The organism is Microbulbifer maximicatervae (SeqCode), assembly GCF_052467385.1.
Genome location: NZ_CP174311.1, coordinates 2,950,264 through 2,965,181, shown reverse-complemented (window position 1 = coordinate 2,965,181; position 14,918 = coordinate 2,950,264). Strand labels below are relative to the sequence as shown.

General features: G+C 45.8%; 15 protein-coding genes. All 15 read left to right on the top strand.

What is annotated here, in order from left to right:
* Positions 1–60 precede the first annotated feature (60 nt).
* From ACJJIR_RS12530 to ACJJIR_RS12460, 15 genes are read left to right on the top strand one after another with little or no spacing between them, the layout of a single operon-like run.
* Complete coding sequence (locus tag ACJJIR_RS12530) at positions 61–1,209, top strand: type III PLP-dependent enzyme domain-containing protein (RefSeq protein WP_444905598.1); 1,149 nt, start codon at positions 61–63, stop codon at positions 1,207–1,209.
* 3 nt (positions 1,210–1,212) lie between these two features.
* Complete coding sequence (locus tag ACJJIR_RS12525; RefSeq protein ID WP_444905597.1) at positions 1,213–2,253, top strand: hypothetical protein; 1,041 nt, start codon at positions 1,213–1,215, stop codon at positions 2,251–2,253.
* Entirely contained in the window at positions 2,250–3,083 is an 834-nt protein-coding gene (locus ACJJIR_RS12520) for a hypothetical protein (protein WP_444905596.1), read from the top strand. Before ACJJIR_RS12525 ends, ACJJIR_RS12520 begins: the two co-directional genes overlap by 4 nt.
* On the top strand, positions 3,083–3,610 hold the full coding sequence (locus ACJJIR_RS12515) for a hypothetical protein (protein ID WP_444905595.1): 528 nt from the start codon (positions 3,083–3,085) through the stop codon (positions 3,608–3,610). The genes ACJJIR_RS12520 and ACJJIR_RS12515 overlap by 1 nt, the downstream gene beginning before the upstream one ends.
* Before the next feature lie 2 nt (positions 3,611–3,612).
* A complete protein-coding gene (locus tag ACJJIR_RS12510) occupies positions 3,613–4,632 on the top strand; it encodes a hypothetical protein (protein WP_444905594.1) in 1,020 nt (339 codons plus the stop codon).
* On the top strand, positions 4,625–6,487 hold the full coding sequence (locus tag ACJJIR_RS12505; protein ID WP_444905593.1) for an acyl-CoA dehydrogenase family protein: 1,863 nt from the start codon (positions 4,625–4,627) through the stop codon (positions 6,485–6,487). Before ACJJIR_RS12510 ends, ACJJIR_RS12505 begins: the two co-directional genes overlap by 8 nt.
* A complete protein-coding gene (locus ACJJIR_RS12500) occupies positions 6,484–8,451 on the top strand; it encodes an NAD(P)/FAD-dependent oxidoreductase (protein ID WP_444905592.1) in 1,968 nt (655 codons plus the stop codon). Before ACJJIR_RS12505 ends, ACJJIR_RS12500 begins: the two co-directional genes overlap by 4 nt.
* Positions 8,448–9,362, top strand: coding sequence for an alpha/beta fold hydrolase (locus ACJJIR_RS12495; protein ID WP_444905591.1), 915 nt, complete (start codon positions 8,448–8,450; stop codon positions 9,360–9,362). The genes ACJJIR_RS12500 and ACJJIR_RS12495 overlap by 4 nt, the downstream gene beginning before the upstream one ends.
* Positions 9,359–10,489: a hypothetical protein gene (locus ACJJIR_RS12490; protein ID WP_444905590.1), complete on the top strand. Its 1,131-nt coding sequence runs from the start codon at positions 9,359–9,361 to the stop codon at positions 10,487–10,489. Before ACJJIR_RS12495 ends, ACJJIR_RS12490 begins: the two co-directional genes overlap by 4 nt.
* A 2-nt stretch (positions 10,490–10,491) precedes the next feature.
* Positions 10,492–10,746, top strand: a complete 255-nt coding sequence (locus ACJJIR_RS12485; RefSeq protein ID WP_413665416.1) for an acyl carrier protein — start codon at positions 10,492–10,494, stop codon at positions 10,744–10,746.
* Between the two features lie 19 nt (positions 10,747–10,765).
* Positions 10,766–11,500, top strand: coding sequence for a tetratricopeptide repeat protein (locus ACJJIR_RS12480; RefSeq protein WP_444896900.1), 735 nt, complete (start codon positions 10,766–10,768; stop codon positions 11,498–11,500).
* Positions 11,500–12,204 carry an ABC transporter ATP-binding protein gene (locus ACJJIR_RS12475; protein ID WP_444896901.1) on the top strand — a complete coding sequence of 235 codons (705 nt, stop codon included), beginning with the start codon at positions 11,500–11,502 and terminating at the stop codon, positions 12,202–12,204. The genes ACJJIR_RS12480 and ACJJIR_RS12475 overlap by 1 nt, the downstream gene beginning before the upstream one ends.
* Positions 12,201–12,920, top strand: coding sequence for a hypothetical protein (locus ACJJIR_RS12470; RefSeq protein ID WP_444905589.1), 720 nt, complete (start codon positions 12,201–12,203; stop codon positions 12,918–12,920). Before ACJJIR_RS12475 ends, ACJJIR_RS12470 begins: the two co-directional genes overlap by 4 nt.
* A 2-nt stretch (positions 12,921–12,922) precedes the next feature.
* On the top strand, positions 12,923–14,152 hold the full coding sequence (locus ACJJIR_RS12465; protein ID WP_108732871.1) for an ABC transporter permease: 1,230 nt from the start codon (positions 12,923–12,925) through the stop codon (positions 14,150–14,152).
* A 12-nt stretch (positions 14,153–14,164) separates the two neighbouring features.
* Positions 14,165–14,917: an outer membrane lipoprotein-sorting protein gene (locus ACJJIR_RS12460; protein WP_444905588.1), complete on the top strand. Its 753-nt coding sequence runs from the start codon at positions 14,165–14,167 to the stop codon at positions 14,915–14,917.
* The last annotated feature ends 1 nt before the right edge of the window (position 14,918 follow it).

Genomic DNA, 14,918 nt, shown 5'->3' with positions numbered 1-14,918 from the left:
AAGACATAAAACGCTAACTTAATAAAAATATAAACGATACGTTTAACCCTTGGGGGAGTTATGGGTGCACTGTCAGATGCGCTGGTTCAACAGTTGGGCCAAAATAAGAAACAGCTATCTACACCTTGTTATATCTATTCCGTTAAAACTGCTCACGATAACTACAAGCAGCTGAAGGAAGCTCTGGGCACGGGATTGATATACTCTCTAAAAGCCAATAGTTGTCTTGATTTAATACTTCGTTGTGGGCACATCTTTGAAGACGGTATTGAGATTGCATCTATAGGCGAACTAAATCTACTTCCCAAAGGGAATAGTCCCCGATTTGTCAATAACCCATCGGCAGATAAGGCCTTTATACGCGCTGCCATTGCGAGTAAGTGCCATTTAATTATCGACAACCTGAATCAATTAGCTTTGGTTGAGGAGTTGAAGGCAAGGCGGCCAGTAAACCCTGTCGTTTTAAGGCTTAACCCCTCAATCTTGAGCCACTTTGATAGGAGTCAAAAGGGATTAAGAAAAGATCATTTTGGTTTCGACTGGAATGGCTGCCTTGAGGCTTTGGATTTTTGCAAGAAACATGAGATTCCAGTTTTAGGTTTTCATTTGTTCAGGGGCTCATACTCCTTTAATAAAGGTGCTTTCGATACTGCTAAAGTGGCCTTACAAGTTGTTTATGAGTTTGAGGAAATACTGGAATACCCTCTGTCATTAGCCAATCTAGGTGGTGGGTTTGACCCCAATTGGTGGGAGCAGGAGTTTGATTTTGAGCAATATAGAAATTTGATTGCTGAATTTCCTGATCATATCAAGGTGGTTCACGAGAGTGGTCGAGCAATTATGGGCTCAGCCGGTTATTTCGTCACGGAAGTTCGCTATAAAAAGTCCATTAACGGTGACAAGTACGCCGTATGTGATGGGGGAATGGCCCAAAATTTCCTGTTGGCAAAAACGGAAAGTACCTTTAAACGATTCCAGCAACCTCATGTTTTGCGTAATGGGACTCCTCTAAAAGGGAATGATGAGGGGCAGAAAGTCCTTTTAGTAGGCACTTCTTGCAATAAGGAAGATGTGATTGGGGAAGTCAACAATATTGACCTTCGAGAAGGGGACTTAGTCATATTTGATGGATGTGGTGCCTATAACGCAAGTTATACCGTAGCACCTTTCCTCAAGTTGCCGGCTCCGAACTCTTATCTGGTGGAGTAGATCATGGAAATACAATCGGTTGTAGGTGGTTTTGTTCTCAATCAATTATCCAGTATTTCACCAGTGCCCAGCACATTGAAATCGCTGTTAGAAAATTCTTGTGCTCGGCTATTCGATGCATCAATGATTATCGAAGATCCTTTGACAGAGCTTGCACCACTTAGGGACGCTTCGGTTCAGCAGCCATTAGAGCAGTTTGAGCAGACCTTTGTTATTGATCAAATTATTGACACTGTCCGGGATGAAGGACTGGATAATCACTTTCACAACATGATCGGGCTATTTGGCTCGATTATGTTGAGCCTGACTGCTACAGATGATCAGCTTGCCCAGGTCAATAAATGGGTGGAGCAGGGGATTTTCGGCCACTTCCTTATGACAGACCCCGGCGGCCCGAGCCTTATGGGTTGGAAGACAGAGCTGGTTGAAACTGATAGCGACATGCTACTGAATGTCGACAAGATCCACGGCATTGAGGCACATAAGCTTGGCTTTGCCATGGTAGTTACCAAGCAACCGGGAAGGCCTTTTCCCCTGACAGTGATGTTGCCGCCAGAACTCTGTAACCAACTACGGCAGAGTACTGTAGGAGAGCCGTTTTTAAATGGCACCTTACAGCTGGGAAATTGTAAGGGTAAAGTATCAATTACCAAAGACATGTTGTTGAGCAAAGGTGGGTTGGGTAGCGTCAATCGTTTTTTAACACTGGTTCGCCCGCGCTTTGTTAAATCACTAATGCACTTTGTGCTTTGGCTACATGACTGTAAAGAAGCTCATTTAACCAGCGAAGATCAGGCTCATATAGAGTATCTAATTTATTTGTGTAATGAGCAGGTAGCTGCAACCACTTTCTCTATGCACAGTGTAAACCGTGTACTGGCAACGAAATTTACCAGCAATGAGCTTTTGCTGAACCTGGTCTTGTCAGGAAAGATCAAATCCGTGAATCGACAGCGCGATCTGTTGGCTTTCACAAAAATGGAAGGCAGTTCATATCGGTGCTTCTTTGAGATATATAGCAAATTTAAGGGGCTGCGGGTATGAGCCTGTATTTACGATCTGCAGCTTTTATCCCTATAGAAGGTATCACTGTCTCATCCAGTAGTGATGTATCAACTGCCTTTGGTGATATTGCCAGGATTATCCGAAGACAGACAGATAGTGTCTTAGATGCTGCTCCAGAGATAAAAGATTCGCAAATAGATCGCCATTTTTTATGCTCTACCATGATTGAACTTCCTTTGAGTTCATCGGCGATTAGTGAGCAGGACTTCAATTACGGTGATAATGCAAGAGCGCCAGTTACCAGTTTTGTTAATACCTATGAATGTGCATCTTGGGGTTATAGTCTTCGACATTACCTGGCACAAAATCCGGAATCGCGCTACTTAATGGTAAGCATTCTTGACGCCAATGTTTTAGATCTAACGTTTTGGCGAGAAAATGAAAATTGGGGCGATAGTGGTTTTGGTCTCTGTACATTGTTGTTTGAAGTGCGGGATCTTGACAGTATAAACCTTAATGCATCCTGCACGATTACTTATAATACAACTCCGGAATTTGCCACTGTCATCCGAAAAATGGCTGTTGGACGAGATGACCTGACTTTATCTTTGCCGTTCTTTCCAGAGAATATTCGCCAAATTTTCTCCAAATTGTTGTCGGCCAATCAAAAGTTACCAGACTTGCATGATCGATGGGGGCATTGTTTTGGTAGTGATCCCTGGCTGAATATTATTTGCCAAGGCGCTGAAAAAGGCTTTGACAAGCAAGAAAATTTTCTGGCCTGTTCGATTGCATTGAATGGCTATTATTGCACTGTAGAAGTTACCGTTGATGAACAAAGTCACTTCTATCTAATGGAGGCCGCGTGATGAAGACTGTTGAGCTATCAACGTGTCTCGAACGTAACCCCTATCCGGACACATTGAAATCCTGCTTAGCACAAATGCTGCCGTTGAGTACTGAGCAGGACTATCTTGCATTATCTAGCCTTCCAGTTAATTCCAGCCCGGTGCTATTGAATCATTCAGAGCACTATCAAATACTGCTGGATATTCTGCGATACTTTGAAGATTCTGAACTGGATATAGATTTAATCTTGATAAAAATGCAGATGCCCGCTGGTGGGCGTATGCCAAGTGCTCTATTACAAGACACCGTTTTAATGCTTCATGACCTGGCTGGTGAAGAAGCAATATTGGTTAGAGAGGGAAAACGATATATAGCTATTGAAGATAGCTTGGTTCGCCACCCATTTGAAGCGGGAACAAACCAGCTGAAAATCAGGTTGGCAGTGGATGTTGATCGCCATGATCTCTTAATTGAGGGGCTTTCTAAATTACTTATCGAGTGCGGTTTCGGTGATATAACAATAAACACCATGGACGGGACAGCATAAAGATGTTTATTAAAAACCTATGGGTAGACAGTGGCGGGCAGGTTGATCGATTACTTGATGCCTTGAGAGGACACCTGGATCAATATGATTTGTTACCAGAACTTATCTATGTAGTTTCTGCGGGAGAGGCTAATGTTCTACAGGATAGTCGGATTGTAGAGTTTATAGCAGACCTTGAAGATGGTGGGCATAATATTCGATTTGTGGGTAGCGCCTGCACCAGCTTCCATGCTGCAGTATTGAGTTTTTCAAAGTGTAGTGAAGCCGAAGCTTTGATCTTAAATCTCGAACTGGGCAAAGAGCGGCAACAAGAGTGCCTGGATTCATTGGGAATTGGAGTTGGACCTGATCAAGATGGCTTAGATGTTCTTGTAGGTGTGGCGGCTACCTGGATCTGTCGAGAGTATTGTGAAACACATCTCTGTCAAATATCCAGCTGCGATATTCTCTCACAAGCGCCATCTTTATCTGGCGCACCAGATTTAGTAAAGAGTATTAGGCAGGTAATCTCAACCAGCTCTAGTGATGATACTCGAGTAGTATCCTTTGATATCCGCTCGAAATGGGCCAAGGGGCTCCTGAAAGGGTTTTCGCACAGCGATAAGGCCTCATGGTTACCCAGTATTGAAGAGGACGGCTGGCACTATTTGAGTATTAAACCTCTCTCTGAATTGATCAGTTATTACATTGAGGAAAAGGTGACTGATCTATGGCTGTTAACTCTAGGGGGGGGCGGCAGGGTAGGTTGCCTGAAAATAGATATTCCTTCGCCCAATTTTCAGGGATTTCTTTCAAGACTGGTAAATGTTGAGAAATTGGTGTTGGAAGACGCCTATATAGATTTTAGTTCCGCCCAGCACCTGGGTGACACTCTAGGCCAGGATTACCTTTCGCATATTCGTGAGGCATTAAGGTATCCCAAGAGGATTTACCGGGGAAGACACAACCAGATATTTGACTGGGTATTAGGGGCAGGTAGTTGGCGTACGCTGTTGGAATATCAAGGAGCAAGGCATGGATAATAATATTTATAAAACTGATATAAGAGAATTTAAATTCCTTATTGAAGAACAGTTCCATGAAGCTAAAACTCTGTTCAGCGACCAGATGTTTAAAGGGTGCTCATCAGAGATTCTCCATGAAATTTTAGTTCGGGCTAAAAAATTCTCTTATGAGGTTCTCGGGCCGGGATACCAGGATTCAGATCGAGAGGGATGCCAGTTAGAGAATGGGAAAGTGAAGCTCCCGAGCGCATTCCCTGAGATGTGGCAGAGGTTTAAGGATGACTGGGGGAATATCTCCTCATTTGAGGGCGAACAAAATACAACTATTCCGCCCTTTGTAATGCAAATGCTCCTGGAAATGTTTATGGGGGCAAATCCAAGTTTTATGACTTATGGTGGTTTTTGCCTGCCGTCCTCCACCTTGGTGGAAAAATATGGAACCGATCTGCAAAAAGACCTGTTTAGGGACAAATTAGCCACCTCAGAGTGGACATCTTGTCTCTGCCTCACTGAACCCCAGGCGGGAAGTGATGTGTCCCTTGTAGAGACTCGCGCTGCGAAACTGGAAGATGGCACTTATTTGTTAACGGGCGAAAAATACCTGATAAGTGCCGGTATGCACGACCTGACAGAAAACACCATTTATTTCGTTATGGGTCGTGGCGAAAAAAGCGGTTCGGGCACCTACGGTTTGTCCTGCTTTATTGTGCCTAAGTACTGGGTTGAAGAGGACGGGAGTCTCGGTGGGTTTAATAATATCGAATGCATTTCTCTAGCTGAGAAAATGGGCTTTAAAGGGTGTGCAAACACTCACCTTCGGTTTGGTGACAATGGCCCCTGTAGAGCTTACCTACTGGGGAATCGTGAGAATGTAGGCTTGTTGCAGTTTCTTACCTTGATGAATCAGGCACGAATCAGCACAGGTGTTTATGCCTTGGGTATGGCTTCCTCAGCCTACTACAATGCACTTTCCTATTCGACAAAGCGCTTACAGGGCAAGAGATTTCACGAGAGCTTTAGCTCTACCGCAAGCCGGGTCAATATCGTTGAACATACCGATGTCCAGCGTATGTTGTTGGAAATGAAATCCAAGGTAGAGGGCTGTAGAGCACTGATTGCTAAACTGACATTGTCAGAGAGCTTAGTCAAAATCTACCAGGGGCAGGAAGACAAAAAGGATCGCATTGCTCACTACCAGGGTTTAATGAACCTGCTAACTCCAGTTGTTAAAGCCTATATCAGCGACCAGGCTTGGCGTATCTGTGAACTGGCAATTCAAACCTGTGGTGGTCAGGGGTATCTCAAGGATTTGGGTATAGAGCAATATGCCCGAGATATTAAAGTGCTGGCAATCTGGGAGGGAACGAATTATATCCAGAGCCAGGACTTGATCCGGGATAAGTTAGGATTGGGTAACTCCAGTAAGCTATTCCAATTCTACCAGGCAGAAATTGACAATTTCCTCGATCGGGCCACGGACTACCCTCAGTTTGAGATTGAATTTGAGCGCTTAAAGACCTCGTTTGGACATTTCGAGGCAGCACTGAAAGCTGTGCAGGTATGGGTAAAAACAAAAGAAATGTTCAAAATCCCTGCCTATAGCACACGTATTCTACATATGCTTGGTGATATAACCTTGGCCTGGCTTTTATTGGAGGCTGCATGTGCGTCATCAGATAAGTTGAGTCAGGACCTGAATGATACTGATGAGGAATTCTATCGCTCGAAAATTGTCAGTGCTAAATTCTATATTCGCAATGAGTTACCCCGTACCAAGCTGGTGCTGGATATCCTTCAGGATCAGGACTCTTTTTGTGAAATGGACGCTTCCTCCTGGAGTTCATTATTGTCAAATGTGGAGGCTGTCTCATGAACAAGCTTGATCAGCTGGAATCCAATTACGATGTAGTGATTATCGGTGGTGGATGGGCTGGCTTAACCCTGGCCCGTCAACTTAAGCTCAATGATGGTGCTTTAACCATATTGGTTGTTGAGGCAAATACTGAGTTTAAGGCCAAAGTTGGTGAAGCGACAGTGGAGATGACCGGCCACTACTTTATGAAGCAGTTGGGCTTGGTGAATTATCTCTATAGGAATCACTTGCCTAAAAATGGTCTGCGTTTTTTCTACGATAACCCTGAGCATACACTGTCATTAACAGAGATGAGTGAGCACGGAACCACCAGCATTCCGCCTCATCCAGCTTTTCAAATTGACCGGGCCAGATTGGAATCCGACCTTGTCGATATGAATAGGGCGAATGGCATAGAGGTTATTCAGGGCGTAAAAGCAAAAAATCTCAACATACAACCAGGTGATGAACTCCATTCTATAGAGCTTATGGAAGATGGCGCTAGCGGAGTGGTTAACGCCCGCTGGTTAGTAGATTGCAGTGGTCGAAATCGGGTTGCTAAGAAGCATAAGAAGCTTACCCGTGTTGAGAATGTCCCTAAACACTTCTCTGCCTGGGGTCGGTTTAAGAACATACAGGATATCGACTCCATGGGAGATATGAATTGGAGAAAGAAGGCCTTTGGACGCTTTCTTTCAACGAATCATTTTTCTGGAGATGGTTACTGGGTTTGGTTTATACCCTTAAGTGGTGGCTATACCAGTGTAGGTATCGTTGGCGAGAATAGTAAATTCGACAAGCCGCCCACAAAGAAGCAAGATTTCCTAGATTTTCTGTTGGCTTATAGAGCTATTTCGGAACTTCTGGAAGACGCCGAGCTTATTGATTTTGAGGCTTGGGGACAGCTTGCCTATAGAGCGGATGAGTTTATCTTTGAGGACCGCTGGGCTACCTCCGGGTTTTCCTCGATGTTCCTTGATCCTCTGTTTAGTGGTGGGGGCGATATGATAGCCCTGTTTAATGACCATATTTGTAAGTACATTGTTACCGATATCTCAGACAATAATCGTGAAGAAGCTCAGCAGCGGCTTGCAAAAGAATTACCGATCGCGAATCAAGTGGTCACAGAATTTTACCAGGGCCTCTATGCCCATGTAGCAAATGTATACCCGGTTATTGACTCTGCTGAACTGTGTTCTCCTCTGCTGGCCTACAATACCGCTGCTTATTTCCTGGAGAGTGCCTGGGATTATATGTCAGGCAATTATCTGGATCAGGAGTACTGGCTACGCAAGAGTTACCTGCGCCGTGGATATATGGCCCTTGAGTTAATCCTGCAACGCCTTTTAGTTGAAACGGCAAAAGAACTTAAAGCTCAGAATCGATATTTTCGCAGAAATAGTGAAGGCTTCTTTGAGTCCGGTGCCGATCACTATAAGTACTTTGTATATTTGATGGGAACCCAGGGCCGGGATGGTTGGCGAATCGATCTGCGGATCAAACTTTGGGTTGAAGTTTTCCTGAGTGTTGTCCAGGCGCGACTCGACCTCCCTAAACTGGCAAACCGGATGGTTGTTCAGCAGGCTATTACCCTGCCTGATCTTTTACAAAAGCCAAATATGAATGGGGCTGACCTCAACTGGTTGCTTGAGAAGTTATCTATCAAGCTTACAGATCTAGTCAATGAGGATATGGCAGATCCAGTGAGTGTTATTGTATCGGAAGAGTCCTTCCACACAGATACGATTGAAGTTATGGATCTTGCAGGTAGCTACTCCAATAAAGAACTTGCTGAGGTTAACAAGAAAGCAAAATCTATCTGGGTGCAGACTCAGGAGTATATTGCGATTCCCAGTATGGTTTCTGTATTTCTTGCTTTTGCACGCAGTCAGCCGGATAGCATAATGGATTCGGTTATTGACCAGCGTGAAGCTATGCCCACAACTGAATTAGACTCTGCCCATGCGGATTCGGAGGTCGTGTGATTCAGGAGTTCTTTCAGGCGCGGGATGGAAAAAACCTTTCCTTTCGGTGGTTGCCGTGCGATGAATCTGACTTGGTGCTTGTCTGCATGCACGGGAGCACGTTCAGTAGCCAGTGGTATCTGATGTTTGGACGGATGGTACATCGTAACGGTATTAGTGTGTGTCTGCCGGACTGGCGAGGCCATGGCAAGAGTGAAGGTGTTCCGGGGGATCTCGATTATTCCGACCAACTGCAAGACGATCTTGCCGACCTATTAAAACACCTCAAAAAAAGAGGGGCTAAGGCCTTCGTTCTTGGGGGGCACAGCGCGGGATCATTGGTTGCACTTAAATATCTGCACCTATATGGCAGTAAAGATATTGCAGGTTTTTTTGCGATAGCACCGCCGCTGACTCAGTCAGAGGAAACAAGAAAGTACGATATTCCAGCATCTGGCTTTGAGTATTACATTCGTTACGGAAGGAAGCGTCACTATACGCGGCCTAGGGCATCGGCTGGTGATCAGAATCTGCCAAAAATAAAAATGCTGAAATATTGGCTGGCACTTTTGTTCCCCCCATTGAGGAAGTTATCAGTGCTGAGCTTTCCCCCGGTGGGATCAGCAGCGGGGAATCAGGGGCGAGTTCTGGACTGCACGTTTAACTTACTCAGTGCCTATAACGTAAAGAGATACGCGGATCTCTTTGCGAGTTTAAATGTACCCTGCCACTTTTTTGTCGGTGAGAAGGACGAAGTGCTTGATACCCACGTGCTCCACACCGTATTGAGCTGGTATCTCTCGCCCAGTATTAAGGCTGGACTCACCGAGTTGCCCAGAGCTACTCATATGTCAGCTATTTCTGCTTCGGCGAAGCCTATTTCCAGCTGGTTGACAACTTTGGTGCCGCAACCTGAGGGGGCTGTTGCATGAGACCTAGCAAAGGAAAAACTCCCCTGATGCGAGAAAAACTGTTGCCCGTCGGTGCAGAGGTTTCACTGAGCTCATTTTTAAATGATACCGACTGGGGAGCAGGGCATGGCGAAGATTGGACATCTTTAGGAACTATAAAGAGAAGTGATAAAAACACTTTTCACTTGCAAGTTGGCAAGGCGTTTCGATTTCCCCTTTATTATTACCTGAAGGACGATCGTCTATTTGTTGGTCAGGATTTATCATTATTTCCTGCTGTTGGTGCCGATACGGTAGATTGCCACTATTTAATTGAAATTGAGTATTTTGGTTTCTCCATAGAAAGAAAGAGCCTTTTGCAGAATGTTAAAATGCTCTTTCCTGAAGATGATGCTGTTATATCAGCCAGAGAGCTTATTTGGCTCTCTGCTGAACATCATCAATCTGGGTCATTTGATGCAGCCCTGGTGACTCCTGAAGAAACTACCGATAAACTCTTCAACAGTTTACCTGAGGTGTCCTCTAAGCTTTTCTCGCCTGTTGATACCACTTTTTATGCTCATATTGCCAATCGTTTGGCGGAGTCAAGCGGCACCAAATTAAAAGTGGGTAGACAAAGCCTGCCTTTAACAGTTGGCTATCAGGAGAAGCGGGCAAAGATCTTTAATACGGCTCATAAAAATAGAGTCGTAGAAGGGATCGATCTACAAAGTTACACCGATATGGTACAGGAAGAGTTGGATCGAGCCTGGCAGGACTCAGAATCAAGTCTCGATAGGGAAGATTATATCTTCCAGACATTCTATCTGCCTTTTGCCCAGTTTTTACTCAATATACTGGCAATGAATACCAGCAAGATGGTGGAGATTGTTGGTGGTTCGGGAGATGAGGGTGTAATACCCCCGGCACTTTCAATAAGTGATAAACCTATCTGTAATGTTTACGAATCTTTTCAGCGGGTGTTTTTTTATGGACACCATTGGCTTGCAAAAGTCTGGTTCTATATACCGCCCATGATCAGTTCTGCTGCCATAAAACAGCAGCAAAAATACTCAGAACGAGAGCAGCATGTTTGTGTTTTTACTTTAACGTTGGACTACTTGCTGCGATTTAATAACTTAAAAATAGGAAATGTTACCGGAGAGTAAATATGTCTACAGCAGTTGTAGAAAGCAATGTACAAGAGCTATGTGAGCAAATAGCTCTTATGCTGAATGTTGATGCTGTCGATGCAGATACACCCATTGCAGAACTCGGGGTAGATTCCCTGAATATTGTCGAGGTGATTCTAATTTGCGAGCAGTTGTACCCGGGGGTGATGAGCCCTGAAAATCTTGTTTTCGACGAACATACCACCCTAAGGGAAATGGATGGTCAACTACTTGAAAACTCGGAAGAAGTCTAGCGTACTTCGGGAGCAGTCAATGTTTAAAAAAGTACTTACCATTCTTATCAGTAGTTTTTTTATTGGAAATGTTGTTGCCTGGTTTTCAGGTGCTGCTCCCATCGAGTTTGGCAAGATTGCCTATTCAGAAGGCGAGATGGAGCAGGTGGAGTTTCTCCAGCAGGAGATTGGTGAAAATAGTACAGACCCCGACTTGATGTTGGAGCTTGGGCAGTTATTTAGTCACCATAACGAGCTTGAAAAGGCTGCACACTTGCTGGAAGCCGCGTATCAACAGCGTCCAGACGACATGTTGATACGTGCAGCGTATTACTCCAATGAGGGCAAGCGCGCAGGTGCAATGTTTGATCCTGCGATGGGTCTTTACAAGCTCTACCGTCTACGGCATGCGATGGATGAGGTGGATCAAGCGGGTCTCAGTGCCGATTCAGACTTTAATGTACGCTTGATACGGCTGATTACTTTTTCTTATGTAGGAGAAGTAAGCGGCCACTTTGAGCGGGTGTTCGAAGATGAAGCCTGGTTTAAGAATCTGATGGATTCAGAGCCCGATCTATTGCCGGCTGCTATGCAGCAGGTGGTGTATTTGTCTTTGGCTAATGCCTACTGGGTGAAAGCTGGAGAGGGCACTGAGGATTTGGCAGTGGCCAGGGATTACTACCAAAAAGCAATAGCAATGGCTCCTTGTCCTGCCACGATGCAAACCTCTTGTGAGCAACTGGGGCAAATGGCAGTCACCCTGGGTAAAAGTTAATGTTGGTTGAGCTTAAGCGTGTTTCAAAACGCTATCGATTGGGCGATCTCTGGGTCGACGCCTTGCGGGATATAGATCTTGCCATCGATCGAGGTGAGTTTCTGGCTGTAAAAGGGCCCAGCGGTAGTGGTAAGAGCACATTATTGAATCTTCTATCCGCATTGGATCAGTGTGATTCCGGATCAGTTCATATTGATGGCGTTAATCTTGGGAGTTTGGGAGAGCATCAGCGCTCCCTGTTCCGAGGTCGTCATATTGGGATTGTTTTCCAGTCTTTTAACCTGATTCCCGTGCTTACAGCACTTGAGAATGTGATGTATCCGCTGACACTGCGGGGGGCTAACAATGCCAGGCAACTAGCGTTAGACGCTCTGGAAGCAGTAGGGCTTGCCAAGTTGGTTAATCAGCGTCCTACCCAGCTTTCGGGGGGGCAGATGCAGCGAGTGGCGATTGCCAGGGCAATTGTCAGTAAGCCGGATCTGGTGCTTGCGGACGAACCCACAGCCAATCTGGATTCGCGCACGTCGGAGAGCATTATGAGCCTTATGAAGCAGCTCAACCGGGAGCAGGGTGTCACTTTTATCGTAGCCACCCATGATGATTATGTAACCAGCTTGGCATCCCGTGTTATCACGGTACGAGATGGTCATTTGGTAGAGGATACAGCTTCGCCTCAAGGTATTGTTCAGGAGGCTATTGCATGACAGCAATCATGAAAATGTTGCTGGCTAGGGGCCCGCTAACTAGAGCGGCTTTGGCTATTTCAGTTGTATTCTTAATTTCTGCACCAGCTTTGGCTGAAGACTTCGTCTATCCAACTCCGATTCCATTCACCAATAGTGAAAGGCAAGCGCTGTTTGCTGCTGTTAATGGAGAAACGACCAGTGAGCAGAGAAAGCAGGCCTACTTGGCTCAGCTTGCGCGCCTTACGTCGATGGAAGATGCAGAGTTGCAGGATGTTGAGGAGTTAGAGGCTCTGATGCAGTCACTGTTGGAGAGTCTCCCGGATGACCCCGAACTCAATGCTGCATTGGGATCGACAACTTCCTTTAAATCCAGCTTCTACCTTGATCGATTGGCAAAACTATCGCTGTTCTCCAGACGAGGCAATCGCATGATGGACCGGGCTGTTAAACAATCTCCATTCAATCTGGGCGCCCGCCTTCAGCGGGGAATCAGCTGTGCCAATATGCCGGCCTTCCTAAAAAGAGCGCGCTACGCTGTTGAAGACTTGGAGCTGGTAAGGGAACAGGTGGGCAATCGGTTCGGTAAAGAGTTTCTCGGCTTTGTAGAGTTCTACCTGGCCCAGGCTTATGAGCGCAACAAACAGCCCGATGATGCCCGGGTTCTTTGGGGGAAGGTGGCCGAGTCGGATACCGACTGGTCCGCTAAAGCCAAGCTGGCGCTTCGGAGTATTTAGTCATGGGCTTGGGTTGGAAAGTTGCACTGCTGAATATTATGCGTAACGGGCGCCGCAGCCTGATTACCTTGGCTGCGATCGTTTTCGGTTGTACCAGCCTGATTATTTTTGGCGGTTTTGTACAGTCGATGTATGAGGGGATGCGGGAGAGTATGATCCGCTCGCAGCTTGGTCATATACAAATCTATGCCAAAGGCTACAACCAGTTTGGCAAAGCGGAACCGGAAAAATACCTGATTGCTGATGGGGAGCTCAAAAAGATTTCCGAGCTGGTAGAAAATGAAACCGATACGTTGGTGGTAGCGCCTCGCCTTAATTTCAATGGCCTGCTTAGTGATGGCAAGCAATCGATAGCCATCACTGGAATTGGTATCGATGCGGAGAAAGAAGTGATGCTTTCCTCTGCAATTCAGATTGTTCAAGGGGACGATCTATTTCCAGAGGATATTTCTGCTGCCCACCTTGGAGAAGGATTGTTCAATGCTCTGGATGTTCAGATTGGGGACTACTTGACCCTGTTGGCAAGCACCCAGGATGGAGCAATCAATGCTGTCGATGTACAGGTGATGGGGGTAATCACAACCGGTGTTAAGGAACTGGATGATCGCTTGCTCAGGGTGAATTTGCCTCTGGCTCAGGAACTGCTCTATACGTCAGATATTACACGGCTAGTGGTTTTACTGGAGGAGACCGAACTTACATCTACCTCAATTGCGACTCTGGCCAGTGTCTTTGAGCAGAACAATTTGAACCTAGAAATAAAAAGCTGGGAAGAACTGGCGGGTTACTATCATCAGGTTGTTGGCCTGTTTAACGGAGTTTTTGGTTTTATTACCGTCATTGTGTTGGTAATCGTCGCGCTGAGTATTTCCAATACCATGTTGATGGCAGTCATGGAGCGCACCCGCGAGCTGGGTACTATCCGGGCAATGGGCGGTACTCCCCGGCAGGTTGTAAACCTGATTTTACTAGAGTCGGTATTTCTCGGTTTGATCGGAAGTTTGCTGGGGTTACTGATTGGTGCACTGGCAGCCAAGGGCATTACCTATGCAGAATGGATGATGCCCCGGCCACCGGGTAGTACCCAGGATTATCCTATCCGTGTGTTTGTCGTGCCGGATATCTTATTGAAAACATTCCTGTTGGGTTTTTGTATTTCACTTGTTTCCAGCCTTTATCCAGCGATAAAAGCATCCCGGCTGCCGGTAGTAAAAGCACTTAGGTTTACTTGATTTGGGTCTTCTATGTATAAGTTGAATTCTTTTTATGGGTGGGTGTTGGCGATAGCCTGCTTGTTGTTTAGCTACTCAAGTTATGCATCGGTTTCGGCTGAGTCACTGGTTAATAAACTGGATGACTTTCGCGGGTTCAGGGATCAGGGTTTTAGCTTTGATATCACCAATATCAGCTACAAAAAGGACAAGGAGCCCCGCACCAATAAGCTCAGTGTCAAAGTATTTAATGAGCAATCACTGATCCAGTTTTTGGCACCCGCCCGGGAAAAGGGCAGGGCAATGCTAAAAGAGAGCGCCAATATGTGGCTCTATATTCCCGGTACGCGCAGGGTTATCCGGATTGCGCCCTCACAGCGGTTAATTGGCGAGACCAGTAACGGTGATGTAGTGGGGGCAAATTTCTCCCGGGATTACACCGCAGAGCTACAAGGGCAGGAAACTGTTGATGGGGAAGATTACTGGGTGCTGTATTTATCGGCAAAATCCTCCGGTGTTGCCTATGACAAAGTAAAAATATGGATGGCACAGGCTGAGGGAAACCTGCCTTTAAAGGGGGAGTTTTATACTCGCTCCGGGCGCCTCCTTAAAACAGCGCATTATAAAGAGTTCAAGCAGTTTGAAGGCGAGCTGAAACTGCATAAATTACTCTTGGTGGATGCACTCATTGACGAAAGTTATACCTGGATGAAGTTCGATGACTATCGTCTTGAGAGTCTGGACCCGGCAATTTTCCAAAAAGGCTCCCTTGGCAGGCTGAACTGAG